Annotated in this window: 15 protein-coding genes; 9 read left to right on the forward strand and 6 right to left on the reverse strand. The window is 45.5% G+C overall.

Features of this window, described 5'->3' with window-relative positions; all coding sequences use genetic code 11:
• The first annotated feature begins 354 nt into the window (after positions 1 to 354).
• The 4 genes from MKHDV_RS14980 (at position 355) to MKHDV_RS14995 (ending at position 5,768) form a co-directional block, all read left to right on the forward strand.
• On the forward strand, positions 355 to 966 hold the full coding sequence (locus MKHDV_RS14980; protein WP_160716694.1) for an HAD-IIIA family hydrolase: 612 nt from the start codon (positions 355 to 357) through the stop codon (positions 964 to 966).
• Positions 967 to 1,995 (forward strand): glycosyltransferase family 9 protein, encoded by a 1,029-nt coding sequence (locus tag MKHDV_RS14985; protein ID WP_160716696.1) that lies wholly within the window; start codon positions 967 to 969, stop codon positions 1,993 to 1,995.
• Between the two features lie 1,824 nt (positions 1,996 to 3,819).
• Positions 3,820 to 4,785: a mechanosensitive ion channel family protein gene (locus MKHDV_RS19250; protein WP_371416037.1), complete on the forward strand. Its 966-nt coding sequence runs from the start codon at positions 3,820 to 3,822 to the stop codon at positions 4,783 to 4,785.
• Positions 4,786 to 5,312: 527 nt separating this feature from the next.
• On the forward strand, positions 5,313 to 5,768 hold the full coding sequence (locus tag MKHDV_RS14995; protein ID WP_160716700.1) for a DUF3795 domain-containing protein: 456 nt from the start codon (positions 5,313 to 5,315) through the stop codon (positions 5,766 to 5,768).
• 209 nt (positions 5,769 to 5,977) lie between these two features.
• On the opposite strand, the gene MKHDV_RS15000 is transcribed toward MKHDV_RS14995, so the two are convergent.
• The 5 genes from MKHDV_RS15000 to MKHDV_RS15020 form a co-directional block, all read right to left on the reverse strand.
• Positions 5,978 to 6,700, reverse strand: coding sequence for an energy-coupling factor ABC transporter ATP-binding protein (locus MKHDV_RS15000; protein WP_160716702.1), 723 nt, complete (start codon positions 6,698 to 6,700; stop codon positions 5,978 to 5,980).
• Positions 6,700 to 7,467, reverse strand: a complete 768-nt coding sequence (gene cbiQ / locus MKHDV_RS15005; RefSeq protein WP_160716704.1) for a cobalt ECF transporter T component CbiQ — start codon at positions 7,465 to 7,467, stop codon at positions 6,700 to 6,702. Before cbiQ ends, MKHDV_RS15000 begins: the two co-directional genes overlap by 1 nt.
• A gap of 3 nt (positions 7,468 to 7,470) precedes the next feature.
• The gene (gene cbiM / locus MKHDV_RS15010; protein WP_160716705.1) at positions 7,471 to 8,124 is read right to left on the reverse strand and encodes a cobalt transporter CbiM; all 654 of its coding nucleotides are present in this window, start codon (positions 8,122 to 8,124) and stop codon (positions 7,471 to 7,473) included.
• Between the two features lie 172 nt (positions 8,125 to 8,296).
• Positions 8,297 to 9,742 (reverse strand): sodium:proton antiporter, encoded by a 1,446-nt coding sequence (locus MKHDV_RS15015; protein WP_160716706.1) that lies wholly within the window; start codon positions 9,740 to 9,742, stop codon positions 8,297 to 8,299.
• A gap of 516 nt (positions 9,743 to 10,258) precedes the next feature.
• Positions 10,259 to 11,707: a sodium:proton antiporter gene (locus MKHDV_RS15020; protein WP_254060498.1), complete on the reverse strand. Its 1,449-nt coding sequence runs from the start codon at positions 11,705 to 11,707 to the stop codon at positions 10,259 to 10,261.
• 672 nt (positions 11,708 to 12,379) lie between these two features.
• Here MKHDV_RS15020 and MKHDV_RS15025 point away from each other — a divergent pair.
• Positions 12,380 to 12,970 carry an RNA methyltransferase gene (locus MKHDV_RS15025; protein WP_160716707.1) on the forward strand — a complete coding sequence of 197 codons (591 nt, stop codon included), beginning with the start codon at positions 12,380 to 12,382 and terminating at the stop codon, positions 12,968 to 12,970.
• Between the two features lie 62 nt (positions 12,971 to 13,032).
• On the opposite strand, the gene MKHDV_RS15030 is transcribed toward MKHDV_RS15025, so the two are convergent.
• Positions 13,033 to 14,271, reverse strand: coding sequence for a glycosyltransferase (locus tag MKHDV_RS15030; protein WP_160716708.1), 1,239 nt, complete (start codon positions 14,269 to 14,271; stop codon positions 13,033 to 13,035).
• A gap of 686 nt (positions 14,272 to 14,957) precedes the next feature.
• Here MKHDV_RS15030 and MKHDV_RS15035 point away from each other — a divergent pair.
• The 4 genes from MKHDV_RS15035 to MKHDV_RS15050 all read left to right on the forward strand — a co-directional run bounded on the left by MKHDV_RS15035 (position 14,958) and on the right by MKHDV_RS15050 (position 18,984).
• On the forward strand, positions 14,958 to 16,139 hold the full coding sequence (locus MKHDV_RS15035; RefSeq protein ID WP_160716709.1) for a class I SAM-dependent RNA methyltransferase: 1,182 nt from the start codon (positions 14,958 to 14,960) through the stop codon (positions 16,137 to 16,139).
• A 115-nt stretch (positions 16,140 to 16,254) separates the two neighbouring features.
• On the forward strand, positions 16,255 to 16,743 hold the full coding sequence (gene gpt, locus MKHDV_RS15040) for a xanthine phosphoribosyltransferase (protein ID WP_160716710.1): 489 nt from the start codon (positions 16,255 to 16,257) through the stop codon (positions 16,741 to 16,743).
• 78 nt (positions 16,744 to 16,821) lie between these two features.
• Positions 16,822 to 17,892 carry a BMP family ABC transporter substrate-binding protein gene (locus MKHDV_RS15045; protein WP_160716711.1) on the forward strand — a complete coding sequence of 357 codons (1,071 nt, stop codon included), beginning with the start codon at positions 16,822 to 16,824 and terminating at the stop codon, positions 17,890 to 17,892.
• A gap of 30 nt (positions 17,893 to 17,922) precedes the next feature.
• On the forward strand, positions 17,923 to 18,984 hold the full coding sequence (locus tag MKHDV_RS15050; protein WP_160716712.1) for an ABC transporter permease: 1,062 nt from the start codon (positions 17,923 to 17,925) through the stop codon (positions 18,982 to 18,984).
• The last annotated feature ends 2 nt before the right edge of the window (positions 18,985 to 18,986 follow it).

Below are 18,986 nucleotides of genomic sequence, written 5' to 3' on the forward strand. Positions count from 1 at the left end.
GGTGCCTGTTTTGGGGAAACGTGCTTACCGTGTTGTATCGGAGCTTCTTATTGCTTCAAAACCCCGCGGAAAGTTTGTATCCATAGTACGTGAGGCTTGCATATGAGTATCCGGCTTGCCCCTTGCCTGCGAGTGCAAGTAATTATTATTAACTTACTAGCGAGATAGCAATATCTTAACGATGTAAAAAAAAAANTATTGTTAGAAAAATATATTAGGCGGTTTAGCTATCATTGTGCCGTTATTCAAGATGTGGTCTCTGTCTCATTTTCTTGCAAAAAACTGAATGCCGTGCGAAAGAGTCGCGAACGCAACTCCAGCATAACTGATAACAGAAACTCAGGGAAAAAATAAATGGCGCAGATTAAAAATATACTGCTTGATCGTGACGGTACAGTGATTGTAGACAAACATTACCTTTCTGATCCGGATGGCGTAGAGCTTGTTCCGGAAGGAGGCAGGGCTCTTGCCGCGCTTCAGCAGGCAGGTATGCGCATGTATGTTCTCACCAACCAGTCCGGCATTGGGCGTGGATATTTTACTGAAGATGATCTGCACGCGTGCACAGTTAGACTTGATGAACTTACAGAGCTGTTCGGCGCTCTGATCGAAGATACAGTTTTTTGCCCGCACGCGCCTGAGGATGAATGTACTTGCCGCAAGCCGCTTACCGGTATGTGGACTCAGCTGAAGGATATGTATGGATTATTGGCGGAAGAGTCCGTCATGATCGGTGATAAGCAAGCGGATGTTGATCTTGGAAAAAATGCCGGATTAGCAGCATCTATTCTTGTTCTCACAGGCAAAGGCGAAAAAGAACGCCAGAAGCTGGAGCTTCCTGAAATCGACGAGACTACAGGATACGTGACAGTTTCTACCGAGAATGGATGGACACTTGCCGTTGCTAAAGATCTTTCTGCTGCGACACGCTGGATTGCTAACGAGCTGGGACAAGGGGACAACTAGATGGGCAGAATAGGTATATGGAATACCGCTTTTCTCGGAGATGCTGTTTTAACGCTTCCGCTCATACGGACAATCAAGGCTGCATTTCCAGATTCTCCGATAGATTTCTATGTCCGTAAGGGCGTGGAGTCTCTTTTTACTGCTCAGCCGGAACTGGACAATGTCTATGGATACGACAAGCGCGGAACACAGAAGTCAATTTTTTCTGCCATGTGCTACGGTCGTGAGCTTGCACAAAAAGAATATTCATTATGGATTTCTGCTCATACAAGTTTGAGAAGTGGCGTGATAGCGCGCTGGACATCTGCACACACCCGTATCGGTTACAACAAGCCTCTGTTCAATAACTGGCTCTACACCACAACAGTGGATAGAAAATTTCCAGAGCTGGAAGAAATTGACAGACTCATGCAGCTTGTTAAGCCGCTTTCTATTACAAAAACTCTCGACTGGCCGGAAATGGTGCTGCCGCAATCAGCGTATGATGAAGTGGATACCTTCTGGAGTAAGCATATAGACTCGCCAGTGCTCGGGGTTCACCCCGGTTCTGTTTGGGCAACAAAACGTTGGCCTGCCGAGTACTATGCAGATGTGGTTGCTAAAGCCATTGATGCAGGTGCGCAGGTTTTGGTGTTTGCCGGACCGGGTGAAGAATCAATGGCTCAGGAAGTTATTGATAAGAGCGGCGCACAGGATTCAGACAGACTTATTGATCTTTCCGGTGCGCTTACACTGGTGCAGTTGGCTGCTTATTTGAATAAGCTGAATTGCTACGTGTCAAATGACTCCGGCCCTATGCACCTTGCGTGGGCACAGCGGACTCCTGTAACAGCTATTTTTGGCCCTACCGTTCGCGAGCTAGGATTCTTCCCGCGTGGAGAGGCTTCCACTGTTCTCGAAACAGACATTGAATGTCGTCCGTGCGGGTTACATGGTCCTAAAACATGCCCTAAGGGTCATTTCAACTGCATGCATTCCATTACTCCAGATATGGTGTGGAATGACGCTAAGAAAAAACTATTCGCATAGACGCTGAAGATATATACAACGTACTTAGCTCGAATGTGCTACACTGCTCTCAATTCTAAGGAGGACTTTATGGCTGTTTGTAGTGAAATGAAAAAAGGCGATGTGTATTATTGTCCGTCATGTCATTTAGAGATCAAGATCGAAAAAAGCTGTGGATGCAAGACTGACGGCGACGTGGAGCAGAGATGTTCAGTGCCGTTACAGTGTTGTGGGAAGCCGCTAAAAAAGAAATAGGTAACATTGGATTCATGCCAATGTAACGATTGAAAGATATAAGAGTAGAGCCTTCAGGCTTTACTCTTTTTTTATGTCATAGGAATAAAAGGTAGAAAAAGAGTATGCTTACAGGATAATACTAGGAGAGCACCCGTGAGTATACGAAATCAAATTTGCATCGCATTGGTACTGATTTTTCTTGGTTGTCTGCTGGTCAACGTAAGTAGGGCAGCAGAGAAAGTACCGCAGATTCCCGCCAATGCTTCAAGTGCTCAGGTCGACGCAATTCTTGCGGGCATGAGTGACCAGCAGGTGCGCGCGTTACTTATAGAAGAATTGCGAAAAGAAGCGGCAGCATCTGCCACTACAAAAAAAGATAAAAACCTTGCGTTAACATTTAATGCAAGGCTCTCACGTGTGCATGACAGGTTTGAGTATTTATTCGGAGATGCTGCACAAACAGCTCAGGGTATACCGGATGTTGTGTTCAAAGCAGTAAGCGGTAGCGGTAAAGTGCCGATGGCAAACTTGGCACGCGGCATTGCCTTACTTACTTTTGTGTGGATAGCAGTACGCCTGCTGTACCGAAGAAAGACCCAGCGTTTACGGAAAATTATTGAAACAACTCCGAAGGAATGGGGCTTTTTTAAAAAAGTTCTTCGGCTTTGCTTGCGAGCAGGGCTTGATTTGCTGGGAATTCTGCTTTCCAGTGTGGTTATTCTCGGACTGTATCTTGTCTATTATGAACAAAGTAGTGCGGCAAAGCCGATAATCGCATCGTGGTTTATTGCTGTACTCTTGGTGGATTTAGTAGGGCTCGTTTCTCGTTTTGTGCTGGTTCCAAAGGCTGAAGGGCTTCGTTATCTTCCGCTATCAAACGAAACAGCCTTGACTATTTATAAGTGGACGCAATGGATAAGCCGTATAGGTGCTCTTGGTTTGCTGATCTCATTTCTTATTCTACTGCAAGGTGAAGCGGAGCGTTGGTATTTGCTCGCGCTTGCCATTACCAGTTTTGTTGTTGTGTGCGGTATTTCGTTACTTATTATATGGGAAGCAAAAANCGGCACAGAGGCACTGCGAGAAAATGCGCAGGAAGGTTCGTTACGATATCAGATTGCTGGCATATGGCATATAATGCTTGTTACAGCTTTGATTCTCGGTTGGCTGTGTTGGCTTATAGTCTTAATGGTTCGAGGCTCCAGTGCCGTTATTCCAGCCATTGCAACCTTATTGAGTGTGCCAACGTATTGTATTGCAAACTGGCTTGCACAGCAGCTTGTCGATTGCATGAGCGGCATGTCCTTAAAGTCAGATGGAGATGTTGTTGCGGGAACTGGTTGTGCAAAAAAAGAGTCAACGCCAGAGCAGCCAGCAGAAGGCGATGCCAGCGTGGAACAACCTTCAGCCGTTAAGAATGCATCTTCCACAGAACAGGTTTCTGAATTTATAGATGAACAGCCTACAGAGCAGCTTACAGAACAGCCTATAGAGCTGGCAGATGAGACAGAACATGAAGAAGTGCACAGTACGCATGTTTCCACAGCCGCACGATTCCGCGATATTCTTAGAGGCAGCTTCCGTGTAGGGATCTTCTTGTTATTGCTTATGGGATTGCTTTTCGTGTGGGGCGTTCCGGTTCGAGTAGGGCTGGATACGGCACGTTCTTTCATAGGTATACTGTTTACTGTCGTTGTTTCCTACATTGTATGGGCGCTAATCAGCGTAGCAATTGAACGAAAGATTAGCGGGCATAGAGCAGACGGAGGGGGCTCCGGTGGCGAAGGTGGCAGTGCGGGCGGCGACAGATTTGCGACTCTCCTGCAATTGTTCCGCAAATTCCTGTTTGGCTTCTTGCTTATTGTTGTATCGCTTATCATCCTCTCATCTCTCGGTATAGACATCACACCACTTCTCGCAGGTGCCAGTGTCTTCGGTCTCGCAATTGGTTTTGGGGCACAAACTCTCGTCAAAGATATTATCTCAGGCATATTCTTCCTTATGGATGATGCGTTCCGTGTGAATGACTACATCCAGGTAGGTAATTCCATGGGAACAGTGGAAGAAATATCTATCCGTGCTTTAAAATTACGGCATCCGCGTGGATCGCTCTTCATCGTTCCGTTCGGAACCATAGGGTTTGTAACAAACATGTCCCGTGGTTTCGCCATCATGAAACTGCCGTATCTCGTTCCGTTCGACACGGATGTGAACAAGATCAAAAAAATTATGAAACGTATCAACAAAGAAGTACGTGAAGATCCAGCACTCGACGCCTTACTCCTTGATGACATCAAGTCACAAGGTGTGAAGTCCATCGAACAGTACGGACTGCGGATGCGTGTGAAGTTTATGACAGTACCAGGTGGGCAGTGGAGTATTCGGAAAATCGTATACGATAAGATGCGCAAGATATTCAAGGAAGAAGGTATCGAGTTTGCGCGTCCGACAGTCGGAGTACATGTGCCTGAGGGGGCGGATATGACTCCAGAAGAAATAAAAGATCTTTCGGCAGCAGCACAGAATATGGCTGACGAAAATGCAGCAGCCGCTAAGGCCAAAGGGACTAAGTAAGTTATAGACAAATATGCCTTAGGGAACTTTTTGTTTGTTGTCTTCGACGAACCTGTGGTGCGGGTCTTCGACGGCGCTTGTCAGCGGGACTTTAAGAACCTTTTTGAAAAAAGGTTCTTAAAAATCTCCAAAAACTTTTATTATGCGATAGTCGCTTATTGTTTTTTTAACTTCACGGCTTAAATCTCACTATCTTTCATGAAATAAAAAAGGGAAGTTCTACATTATGTAGGACAGCCCTTTTTTGTTAGTTAAGTGGGTGGATAATGGTGCTTGTGTATCTGATACAAGAAAGCCAATCTCCGCAAAGTTTCTATTGTGCTAAAATCAGTGTTTTGACGGCATACAATCGTGGAGCAGCGCTTACCATAAACTTTGCTTTGTTTAATTTATGAGTTGCAGAACGAAGATGTAGATAACATTATATTTTTTACCTATAAACTATCTATATGCTATCTAAGAAATATTTTTTGGAACAATTATCCAAAACAACAATTAAGAAAACAGTCTTAATGAAAGGAAGCGTAATGGAAGTTAAAGATCAAACGGCATATTGTGGTATTTATTGTAAAGACTGTATTCATTTAAATAATGAATACAGTGAACTAGCTAAGGGGCTTCAAAAGCATCTTAAAGAGATTGAATTTGACAAGTACGCAGCTATTGACAGTGAGTTTGGTAAGGAGTTCAAGCCTTGGGACAAGTTCTCTATTGTGTTAAGCAAGCTTTCTGACACTCAGTGTGAAAAACCGTGTCGTTCAGGAGGTGGCTGTTCAGGTAAGCCTTGTAAGATTATGGAGTGTTGTCAGGATAAAAACTTTGCAGGTTGTTGGGAATGCAGCGACATTGAGCAATGTGATAAATTTGATTTTCTGGAACCCCGTTGCGGTGATATGCCCAAAATGAATATCCGTGAAATCAGGAAGTACGGAATAGACAACTGGGTAGATAAAAGAGCCAATTTTTATATCTGGCAAAAATGATATTTCGTAGCAGCGGGTTAGATGGGTATGGCTAACAGCTTTTCCCAAGGGGTTCTCCCAGCCGCCGGAACAGTGGCCATGCTCGAGATACGAGAGGTTACGGGCAGCGATAACAACGCGGCAAGCACCGCAGGTTATTCAAAGACAAGAAGGTAAAAAAAGCACCACAGATCTGCCAGAGGCACAAAAACTCAAAAAACTGCCAAAGGCTATTCGTGTTTGTGAGTAACGTTTCCGCCTTGATGCGTGTGGATATGCGTGTGCGGGATGAACTCGGTGGCCTTGGTTTCACCGTTTTCGACACTAAGAAAACTGGTACAAGTTCTGTCGAGAAAATCCCAGTCATGGGAGATAATGCAGAGAGCGATATCGAGGTTTTTGAGAATATGTATGAGCCGTTCACGCGTGTCGGGATCAAGGTCGTTTGTAGGTTCGTCTAGGAGTAGCGCTTTGGGTTGCATTGCTAATACTGAGGCAAGAGCAACCATTTTTTTTTCACCACCGGAAAGCTTGTGGGTGATGCGATTTTCGAATCCTTTTAGGCCCACGAGCGAAAGTTTTTCTGCTGCAATGCGTAGTGCTTGCTCTGGTGTTTTACCGAGATTTAGGGGGCCGAATGCCACGTCGTCTATGACGGTAGGAGAAAAGAGTTGATCATCTGACCGTTGAAACAGGTAACCGATTTCTGAACGTAGGAGTCTGAAATCTTTTTCTGTTTTGAGTTGAGATTTTGCGTAGGTGATGGTGCCTTTGTTGGGCGTAAGAATTCCCATTGCTGCGAGGAAAAGTGTTGTCTTACCACTCCCGTTGTGCCCGAGTACTCCGAGTCTGGAGGTAGGGAACAACTCTAAATTTGCCCCTGTGAGTGCTGGCATAGTGGTGCCTGCATAAGTGTAGTGGATGTCGGTGAGGGAAAGCAATGGGGTGGTCATTAGAGTAACTCCGTAAGCTGGAAATAGTCGGCAGCAAACAGCGCTGTTCCGAGAAATGCAATGATCGCAGCGACGACTGCGTCGGTAGCTTGTGCTTGGGTACGATGCAGGGAATGAAAGGTGCCGTCGAATCCGCGAAGTTTCATGGCGTTGGAAACACGTTCTGCTCTGTCATGACTTTTTACAAGCACCATTGCGATGAGATTTGCGTAAGTTTTATAGGTGTGACTGTTGGTAGTCGGTATAAATCCGCGTAGCGTTGCGGCGGTGGACAGGCGTTTATACTCTTCGAGGATTACGTGGATGTAACGCCAAGTAAAAAGGAATAGCAGGCTGAGTTTTTGTGGTACGTGCAGTTTGGCAAAGCCTGATCCTATGTCTGTGACGTTCGATGTGGCTAGAAGCGCAATAAAAGTTGTGATGATGGCGTTTGATTTGAGCGTGATGAGCAACGTTAAATCAATACCCTCTTGAGTGACGGTGAAACCACCTAGTGAATATACAGGCGTTCCTGCTGTCGAAACAGGCAGTGTAAGCCAAAGAAATGCGATGAATGCGTTGATGAAGAGCAGTCTTCTGCAAAGAGTTTTTATTGGAAGCTGTGCAATGCAGAGAAGAGTGATGCCTATGACCAATGCTACGCAGGCGGTAGATATTGATGTAAGCAGTGCTGTACAGATTGAAAATAGTGTTGCGGCGACAACTTTGGATGCCGCATCCATAGTGTGAAACGGACTTGTGCCCTCGGCAAAGGATTCGAGTGACATACGTTACTCTGTAGCGCTGGATGAGGTCTGTGCGGCCATAACTGGGTCTGGTGCCGTGATCTTGAAGTCGAAAATTTGTGGACTTACCTTAGCGAGGAACCCGACAACTACGGCTGTAATCAGTCCTTCTATCACCATGACAGGAACGCTTGAAATCAATAAAATTTTTGCGGAATTTAGGAAGCTGTCACCACCTAAGGCAAGCGTGCCTGATGTAAGTAAGGCGGAAAAAGCAACTGCTGACATGCCGCATAAAAAAGCGGCCATTCGTAGTGAGAAAGTGCCTTTACTGAGCATGGGACGGAATATGTAAAAACAGAGAACGGGCGGAAGAGCCATGTTCAAGGTGTTTACACCTAGGCTGGTAATGCCGCCAAACTGGAATAGAATTGCCTGAAGTGTGAGAGCAACCAGAATGGCAGGAAACGCAACCCAGCCGAGCATTAAACCGAGTAGACCGTTTAAGATAAGATGACCGGATACAGGGCCAATTGGAATATGAATAAGCGATGCGACAAAGAAAGATGCTGAAAGAATTGCTGTTGTCATGATTCGATCATAATCAAGTTTTTTCAAACCGATACAAACTCCTCCTGCTGATAATATAGCGCAGGAAGCGAGAATGACTGGTGGCAAAACCCCTTCGGCAATATGCATAATACGTGTCCAATGGTCTAATTGGTTGGTGTGATGCATATCGATACCATTCAGAGAAGGTTATCGTCAACGTGTTACGAATTTTAAAAAAAGGCACGCACGGTCGCCTAGCTGACAGACACAAAAAAAAGCCCCCTGCGTGAAGCAAGGGGTTTTTGATTATAGGATCGGTTTAAAAGAATACAAGGGTAACCAAGACGAAGGTCGGAATAAGAATACCGAATGACCATGCCATGTATCCGAAGAAACTAGGCATTTTTACACCCTGATCGTCAGCAATAGCACGAACCATGAAGTTCGGTGCGTTACCAATGTACGTGTTCGCTCCCATGAATACAGCACCGGCTGAGATTGCAAGCAAAGTGCTCGCCATATCAGTCATGAGGTGTGAAGCATCGCCACCGGCAGTGTTAAAGAACACAAGGTAGGTCGGTGCGTTATCAAGGAAGGATGACAGAATACCGGTAAGCCAGAAGTACATGATGTCTACAGGGTTGCCGTTTGCATCTGTCACCAGATTGATGATTCCTGAAAGTGCACCATCTTTACCAGCTTTCAAAATTGCGATTGCTGGAATCATGGACAGGAAGATACCGATAAACAGCTTGCCGACTTCAAGAATCGGGAACCAGTTAAAGTCATTTAATCTGCGGCTTTCATCATCGGTGAGTCTCAAAGAAAGACCAGTGATGAAAAGGAGAAGCAGATCACGAGTAAGGTTCTGTAATTCAACATGTACGTGGTAAATGTTGAATTCGATGTTTGGATCCCACATGCCGGACAGCAGTACAGCACCGATAACACCAAGGAGGAGAAGAAGGTTTACTTTGCCTTCCATACCAAGCTTTTCGGAACTGGAAGCGTCCACACCTTCAGGAACAGGACGACCTTCTTTGCCGAAGAGGTAGGTATCGATGAGGAAATATGCAGTTATGAGAATAGCTGCTGTGAAAAGCATTGGAAGCAGCATGTGGGTTGTTGTCCAGAAGAAGTCAACGCCCTGCAAGAATCCAAGGAAAAGTGGCGGATCGCCCAGAGGTGTAAGTGAACCACCAATGTTAGCTACAAGGAAGATGAAGAAAACAACGGAATGTACTTTGTACTTACGGTGTGCGTTAGCACGCAGCAACGGGCGGATAAGCAGCATTGCAGCGCCAGTTGTACCCATCCAACTGGCTAGTAAGGTACCAATTAAGAGGATAAGTGTGTTTACAATTGGTGTGCCTACCAGAGTACCGGTAAGACGTACGCCACCCGCAACGGTGAAGAGCGCTAACAGGAGAATGATAAACGGAAAATATTCCAATAAAAGCGCATGCAAGGTTTCGTATAAAGCAAGAGAGAAACCAAACTTCAGCGTGAACGGGACAAGAAAGCAAAGAGCCCAGAATAAAGAAATTTTACCAAAGTGGCTGTGCCAGAAGTGTGGCGCAACTAGTGGAAGGACTGCGATAGACAGCAGCATGCAGACAAACGGCAGAACCCACAAACCGGAAAGAACGGCGCCGTCAAGATGCGGTGCACCTGCGGAAGCAGCAAACGCAGCGCATGGCAGCAGAAGCGTTGCAAAGACTGTTAGCAATTTTGCAAACAGAACAGAAGGTTTACCCGTCAACATAAACTCAAACTCCTTTTCTCAAATCCAGCATTGTTTAAAATACATTTAACGTAGGCAATTACTATTAATTTCGAGAAACAGTCAATGGATTCTCGGTGTTAGTGTTTGCTTTAGGTCGTAATAAAAAAGTGTTTAGTCAGCCGAAGTAATGGCTGACTGTTTGATTTTCTAACTAAACGGAGAAGTGTTTGTCAATCAAACTAAAATTGTTTTTTTACGCGAGAAGCTTTAGAACCTGCGACGTTCGGGGATTTCTAACTATATATATAGGGCAGGTTGAGAGAGTGCTGTTTTTAGGTCGAAATATTTTTTTTCGAGAAGAGAAAGTTGGCAATGAAGTGGATTTCAGGTCGACACATTTTTACGACGCATGGCTGAAGAACGCTATTGTGTCGTTTTGAATAATACGGGCAGAGTGTCAGGAAGGTTCAAAACCTAGCAGTGTGTTTTTGCATAGGCAAAAAAAAAACGCCCCCGTGCAGAACACGGGGGCGATACAATCATTCAAGTCTTTACCTATGAAATGAATACAAAGGTAATGAGAACGAAGAGAGGGATGAGGATACCGAAGGACCATGCCATGTAGCCAAAGAAGCTAGGCATTGCTACGCCCTGATCTTCTGCAATGGAACGAACCATAAAGTTTGGTGCGTTACCAATGTAGGTGTTAGCACCCATGAATACAGCACCAGCGGAGATAGCAAGAAGAGTGCTTGCCATGTCGCCCATGAGGTGAACTGCGTCGCCACCAGCAGTGTTAAAGAACACAAGGTAGGTCGGTGCGTTGTCCAGGAAGGAAGAAAGGAGACCGGTGAGCCAGAAGTACATGGTGTTCACAGGTTCGCCGTTGCTGGTAACCATGTTGATTACGGAAGCAAGAGCGCCGTTCTCGCCAGCTTTCAGGATAGCGATAGCTGGGATCATGGACAAGAAGATACCAATGAAGAGTTTACCAACTTCAAGGATCGGGAACCAGTTGAAGTCGTTGAGGCGGCGGGATTCATCGTCGGTAAGTTTAAGAGAAAGACCGGTGATGATAAGAAGAAGAACGTCACGAACAACGTTCTGCAGTTCTACATGAACATGGAAGACGTTGAAGCTAACATGCGGATGCCACATACCGGACATAAGTACTGCTGCAATTACACCAAGGAGGAGGAGAAGGTTAACTTTACCCTCAATGGCAAGTTTAGGAGCAGGACCGCAGTCGTAGATCTGACGGCCGTTTTCGAAACGACAACGACCTGGAGTAGCAGATGCTTCTTCTTTTTCTTCGCAACAATCTGTTGGAGGTACTGGTTTGCCTTCTTTAGCAAAGAGAATGGTGTCGAGGAAGAAGTAAACTGTAAGAAGTATAGCAGCTGCAAACAACATAAGCGGCAACATGTGTGTGGTGGTCCAGAAGAAGGAAACACCTTTCAGGAAGCCGAGGAAGAGTGGTGGGTCACCAAGAGGAGTAAGGGAGCCACCAATGTTAGCTACGAGGAAAATAAAGAATACAACAGAGTGTACTTTGTATTTACGATGAGCATTAGCACGAAGAAGTGGGCGAATAAGGAGCATTGCTGCGCCTGTAGTACCCATCCAGCTTGCGAGAGCAGTACCGATAAGCAGAATTACGGTGTTCACTAAAGGTGTACCAACAAGGTTACCTTTGAGACGAACGCCGCCAGCTACGGTGAACAGAGCCAGAAGCAAGATGATGAACGGGAAGTACTCAAGGAGAAGAGCGTGCAAAGCTTCATAAAGCGCAAGGGAGAAACCGTACGCCATAGTGAATGGCACGAGAAAGCAGAGTGCCCAAAATAAAGAAATTTTACCGAAGTTGTTGTGCCAGAAGTGTGGCGCCGCAATTGGACCAACTGCGATAGACAGCAGCATACATGCAAATGGGAGTACCCATAATGCAGAAAGGGATGCACCATCAAGATGTGGCGCGCCAGCAGAGGCGGACGCGAATGCCATAGCAGGAAGCAACAATCCTGCTAAAGCAAAGCTAAGACCAGCAATAGCTTTAGATTTCAAAAAGGTAAACACAGCGTAAGACTCCTTCATACAAGTTGTGTATCAAAAGATACAAAGCGAAATATACCATTCGAATGCGCAATAAATAAAGACAACTATCGACATTTCGTCGCTGCATGTGGGTGCAACGGGATTTGGTATATTCACGAACTTCTTGGATTAAACTAGAAGACAAGTGGCTCTTTTACTCGGACACAATGCACAATTCAATAGGTTGAGTGTAAAAAAATATAATTTGCAGCGAGTTAGTCCATTTTGTTTTGAAAATCGTTCGGTTAGATCTTCAAGACTTATCGCAAAAAATTATAAATATAACCGGTTTCAGCGCTAAGGTTGCATTGCGTGACAAGAGTTGTAAAAGCCTGTACACCCAGTTCGCGTAACTTTACAAGAAAGAAAATCAATTTAATGCCAATATGCGCATTGGGATGAAGCAGTACTCGAAGATTTTATGTACTGTTTATTTGGTTTTTGCGCGCATGTTTTTTATGATTGCAAAGTCTTATACTGATGAACTACCGCGGTGTTTCGTTGGGTAAGCGTTATTAATACAACAACAAACCTGTTGCTGACATAAATGCGGCGGATATAGACAGGATATATGGTGTGCAGATGACAAAAGAAAGAACGCCTGAAAGAACTGCTAAGCTTGAACGAGTATTGAAACTCCGTCAGAAAGATCTGACCATGGTTATGGCGAATGTACATGATCCGCATAACGTATCTGCTATCCTGCGTAGTTGTGATGCTTTCGGTGTGCCTAAGGTTCACCTTTACTACACAGATACTGCATTCCCGAAACTCGGGAATAAATCTTCTGCATCTGCGCGCAAATGGGTTGATGTAGAACGTCACGATAACGCAGACGATCTTATGAAGTCTTTGCGTGCACAGGGTATGAAAGTTCTCGCAACAAGCTGTTCTCCAAAAGCAAAGCCGCTTCGTGATTACGACCTCTCTGAGCCAACTGCTGTAATCATGGGTAACGAACACCGTGGCACTGACCCTGAACTCGTGGACGTTGCAGACGGTGAAGTCTACATTCCAATGTTCGGTATGATTCAGAGCTTTAACGTATCTGTTGCAGCTGCAGTAATCCTCTCCGAAGCTTCTCGCCAGCGCCAGCTTTCCGGCAAGTACGAAGAGCCGACCTACACTGATGAAGAATACAAAGAAACTCTTGAAGATTGGCTCGAACGCTAATTTTCTATCGAGATATATTTTATAAAAAAACGCCGATCTGTTTTACACAGATCGGCGTTTCTTTATAGCAGTCCTAAATCTTTCAGCCAGCCTTCGTAGAGGGCTTGGAGTTCTGTTTCCTTGGCCTTCCGTGCCCAGTTGGCGAGTCCGGCAGCTTTTTTGGTAAGTGTGCCGATATCTTCAAGCTGAGAATCAATATGCGAGAGCTTGTCGTTAGCCATTTGTAACAGGCTGTCGTTATTTCCGGCCTCTGCTACAGCAGCAAGTTTGCGATAGAGCGGTAGCATCGGGAAGAAGAATGTTTGCAATAAACGGATTCCGCATGCTTCTTCAAACTTTCCTGTTGATTCAAGATACGCAGCAAGCTGAACGTACCCAGTTTGCCAGAGCGGTTCTTCGAGAATGAGTGCGAGGCAGGTTGATGGGTCAGGTGACTGCATCATCTGCTCGTTTAATTCTTGTTCACGCTCCGGTGTAAGGATCATGTAGCTCTCCATCCACGGGGAGATGGTGAACTGGTATCCTTCTTTTTTTGCAATCAGATGCTTGTCAGGACCGAAGCAGCCTTTGCAGCGGTCGTTCAAACGCATTGTGTCGACACTGAGATCATCTTCAACGATGGATGCTGTTGTGTCTGGCTCAAGAAGTGTTGATTGCGGGATGAGGTCGATTGTTTGCTCGTTGTTGCGTATTGCGCAACAGAGATCGAGCACCTCCATACCGGTTTTGTATTTGGTATCAAATTTTTCAATTTCTTTGAAAATCGCTGCACGCATGAATATGCCGTTTGCAGGCACTGCTTGAAAAGAGCGCTGCTTGTTTACGGCTGGATGGGTTGCGGGAAAAGACGCAAAAAGCGGCTGTGCACGAAGCGACGGAGTAAATGTTGTGCCGTAACTCTGTACACGCCCAGATTGTGGACAAATGAGAAGTGGTGCCGCAATGCCTGCGGATGGATTATTTTTAAGATGTTGAAGTAGCGGCGCGATGGTTTCCGCTGTTACCTGAGTTCCGGCTTCGAGGAGGAACAGGTATTCACTATCTGCATTGTCCGCTGCGAGGTTGAATGCGCGAGCTCTGCTGATCGGCGCAGTAAGCTTAATTACTTTCGGGTGTACTGGCAGCAGTGGTGCTACTTCTTCAATAAGCTCAGAGATAACAGGTGTCACTTCACTGTCTGCCACTATGAGCACTTCACACTCAATATCTTTGGGCAGATTAGTTAATGAGGCAAGAGACAAGGCAACAGCTTCGGTTGAACTGGTGCATGAAACAAGTATGGAAAGTGTATTTGTTGTCATAATGTGCATTCTGCAGGGGTATTGAATGTGTATCGTATCGGGCGTCGCCATATATAATGATACAATTTGTAAGCAAAGCTGTGGTAGATGGATACGATCAGGAGGCGCAAGCTGCGGCGTGTGAAAAAGTTACTTTCAACAGATGGTAACCATCCGTGAGGTTATGAACTTTTTGTAGCAGCGCAGCAATGTGCTTGAGTGTCATCTGTCAGTGGCGGCTGAAGCGTGTGCCCGAGTACTGAAATAGTATTCTTCTCTAGTAAACGTATCTGGAAAAACAGGCAACCGCATCGGTGGAAGATGTTGTTGATTGATGTTGTAGAAAGTGATCAGTTGTAGCGAGATGTTTTTTGTTGCAGATACAGCGCTGATGGGGGTTGATACACATTGAGACGTAAAAGTGTCTCAGGCAGTGCGCATTTGCATCTTATTGCGTAGTCATATATATCGTGTGCATCTTAACAACTGATACTGATTTTTTTACAAAAAATATCGGAAAATCAATGAGTAAGATCCACTTCGCAATAAAAACCGTGAGTTGGCGCGAGCCTTCAGTACTTTTTTGCGGAGTAATTGAAAGGGTACAAGGCACAAGTCTTGTTTCGTATCTGGTAATGTTATGCGGACGGAACGTGTAATTTTACCGGATTTTTTATTTGTAGCTGCACGAAGAGTGCAGGAGAATCATGAGTATTTTTAATCGAAAGTCAGCAGTGTTGATTACATGCCCACGTGGCGCAGCACCTATCCTGACTGATGAAATCAAGCAACTTAATTTCCCTGTTAAACACGAACTTACCGCTGCCGTAGAAACATTTACTACAATGGCTGGCTGCATGCGGTTGAACTTGCATTTGCGCACAGCGCAGCGTGTTCAGTTCCAACTGGCATCATTCAAGGCATACACTGCCGACGATGTGTACAAGTACATTCGTAACTACATCGACTGGGATGAAATCATCACCCCTGACGGCTATCTTTCCATCTCATCTTTTGTGCAGAACGATTCAATTCGTGATGCTCGTTATGCCAACGTTCGCGTAAAAGACGGCATTTGCGACTTCATGCGCGATAAGCATGGCCGCAGACCGGATTCCGGCCCTGAGCAGACAGGCACAGTACTGTTCCTGCATTGGGTTCAGAACCGTTGTAAGCTGTATCTTGATACTTCAGGCGAGCCTTTGAACCGCCGTGGATACCGTAAACTTCCTTGGACAGCTCCTATGTCCGAACCGCTTAGTGCAGCATCCTTGATTGCAAGTGGCTGGGATGCAAAAAGCAATTTTGTAAACCCAATGTGTGGTAGTGGCACCCTTGCCATTGAAGCTGCACTTCTTGCTTTAAACAGTGCTCCTGGTCTTATGCGTGAAAACTTTGGTTTCATGCACCTGCCAGACTTCGATCAAGAACGCTGGGATATGCTTTTCAGTGAAGCAGAATCTGCAGAACTCGGTGGGCTTGATTTTAGAATTATTGCTACAGACCAAAGTGCCGAAGCTATTGAAGCTGCTAGAAAGAACGCAATTGCTGCTGGTGTTGATCGTTACATCGAATTCGGTGTGTGCGATTTCCGCGAGACAGAAATTCCTGAAGGCGGCGGTATTGTGATTATGAACCCTGAATATGGTGAACGTCTTGGTGATGTCCGTTACCTTGGCGAAGTCTATAAGGCTATTGGCGACTTCTTCAAACAGAAGTGTCAGGGCTACGAAGGGTTTATCTTTACAGGTAACTTAGATTTAGCAAAACAGGTTGGCTTACGTACCTTTAGGCGCGTTACATTCTTTAGTGCTAAAATTGAATGTAAGCTTCTTGGTTACCAGATGTACTCTGGTTCCAAAAAGGCAAGCAAACAACCAGCTAGCTAGGTTGTTGTAGACTTTTATTTTCAGACTGAGAGGGGCATGCACAAGTCTCTCTTAGTCTGAAAATTCTATTTGTTACCGTAATAGTTCCACTTTTAATACATATTGGATTACTACAGTGTCTGATTCCAACCGCTATTCAAAGGTTACTCCTGTATCTTGGGAGTTGTTGCAACGAGATGCCAAGCAGCTTGCTTGGGATTTGCTTAAAAAAGGTACTTGGAAGGGCATTTACGCTGTAACGCGTGGAGGCTTGGTTCCTGCTGCTATTCTTGCAAGGGAAATGGAAATCTACCAGATTGAAACTATCTGTATCAACAGTTACAGCTGGAAAAATCAGGGTGAGATGAGCGTTTTGAAAGAAGCAGAAGGGGACGGCGAAGGCTGGTTGATTATTGATGATCTGGTGGACACTGGCGGAACAGCACGAGTTGTGCGTGATATGTTGCCAAAAGCACATTTTGCGACTTTGTATGCAAAGCCGGAAGGCAAGCCGCTTGTAGATACATTTATCAGAGAATACTCTCAGGATACTTGGATTTTATTTCCTTGGGATTCTGAAGTGCAGTTTACAGAGCCACTCGCTAAGCGAGTTAGTGATAGCTAATTAGTTGTACTTGGACGTTGTAGAGCATTTCTGCAGCTCCTATTAATATTCGGGATTGATGTTTCTTGGGAGGAAACAATGCGTAAATTTGTGGGTATTGCAATGCTCGCGGCTATGGTTGTTGTTGCTGGTTTCGGCGCAACGGTAGCACAGGCGAAAGATTTGAAAGTTGGTTTTGTATACGTATCTCCAGTTGGTGACGCTGGTTATTCTTACGCTCACGATCTGGGGCGTCAGGCTGTTGCTAAAATGGACGGCGTAAAAACTTTTTATGTTGAATCTGTACCGGAAGGTGCTGATGCAGCTCGTGTTATTAACAATATGGCTCGTAAAGGGTACGATGTAATCTTCGCTACAAGTTTCGGTTACATGGACCCAATGCTCAAAGTCGCAAAGAAATTTCCTAATACCACCTTTATGCATTGTTCCGGTTACAAAACCGCACCGAACATGTCTGCATACTTTGGTCGTATTTACCAGGCCCGTTACCTTGCAGGTCTCGTAGCTGGTTCCATGACTAAATCTAACATCATCGGTTACGCTGCTGCGTTCCCTATTCCAGAAGTTAAACGTGGTATTAACGCATTTACACTTGGCGTTCGCGCTGTGAACCCAAAGGCAAAAGTACACGTTGTTTGGACTAAAACATGGTACGACCCAGCAACCGAAAAAGAAGCTGCTAAGTCTCTTATCGACATCGGTGCCGACGTTATTACACAGCATCAGGACTCCCCTGGTCCACAGGAAGCTGCGCAGGAAGCTGGAATTTACTCCATTGGCTACAACTCTGATATGTCCCAGTTTGCTCCTGATGCACATCTTACTTCTGCAATTTGGAACTGGAGTGCATTCTACCCTGTAGTTATCGAGAAAGTAAAAAAAGGCGAATGGAAAGCTGACAACTACTGGTGGGGACTTTCCGAAGGCGTAGTTGACCTTGCACCGTTTGGTGACATGGTTCCTGAGAATGTTCAGAAAATGGTTAACGCTCGTAAAGCGGAAATCAAAAATGGTACATTCAAGGTGTTTGCTGGCCCTATCAAAGATCAGTCCGGTACTGTTCGCGTTGCAGAAGGCGAAACTGCTTCTGACGCAATGCTTGCTGGTATGGATTGGTTTGTTGAAGGCGTTGAGGGCTCTAACCAGTAGCCGTTGGGCTAATCTGGAGTATCTTAGCATATGCTAGGTTTTACTATTGAAAAACGTCAGGAGCCCCTAAAGTGGGGCTCCTTTTTTATCTTTCTGGGCGCGATGATTTTCTCCCTTGGCGTAAGCGGATTGCTGCTGGCTATTCAGGGAAAACCACCGTTAGAAGCAATGTACTTGTTATGGGACGGAGCATTTGCACATGATTGGGCGCTTGAGGATACAGTCCTCAAAGCTATTCCAATTTTTCTCTGTTCTTTAGGGGTTGCAGTTTGCTTCCGTATGCAGATTTGGAATATTGGTGCAGAAGGGCAGTTTGCCATGGGCGCCATTGGTGCAACTTGGGTTGTACTAAGCATGCCGACTGCGCCTGCTTGGGTGCTTATGCCGCTTATGTTCCTTGCGGCAGCGGTGCTTGGTGCTATCTGGGCTATTATTCCAGCATTGCTGCGTGAAAAGATGGGACTCAACGAGATCATTTCGACGCTGATGTTTAACTACATCGGCATCCTGTTCTTGCAATTTCTTGTCTACGGCGCATGGAAAGATCCGGCAAGTTTCGGCTTCCCGATGACTATTGTATTCCCTGACACAGCGATTATCGGTGAAATGTTCGGCCGGATTCATTGGGGTGTATTAGTCTGTGCGGGTGCAGCCGCTGCATTAACCGTATTTTTAAAGCACACTCGCCTTGGTTTCGAAATCATGGTCAGTGGTGAAAATCCTCGTGCTGCCCGTTACGCCCGTATGCCATACAGTGCGCTCGTTGTGCTGGTAATGGGAATATGTGGTGCGTTAGCTGGCTGGGCAGGGCTTATCGAAACTTCTGCAACGCTTAACCGTCTCCAGCCGACAGTTGTTGTTGGCTACGGCTTTACAGCTATTGTTGTGGCATGGCTTGCTCGTCTGCGTGTTACCTCCATTGCAGGATATTCTATTCTGCTTGCAGGGTTGCGCGTTGGTGTAGAAAATTTGCAGCTTGAGTTGCAGGTTCCAGCGTCATTTACCGGCATTATGCAGGGGCTTATTCTGTTAAGCGTTTTGGCTGGACAGTTCTTTAACTGGTATTCATTCCAGAGAAGCAAGCGAGGATAATC

The organism is Halodesulfovibrio sp. MK-HDV, from assembly GCF_009914765.1.
In the GTDB taxonomy this organism is placed as follows: Bacteria; Desulfobacterota; Desulfovibrionia; order Desulfovibrionales; family Desulfovibrionaceae; genus Halodesulfovibrio.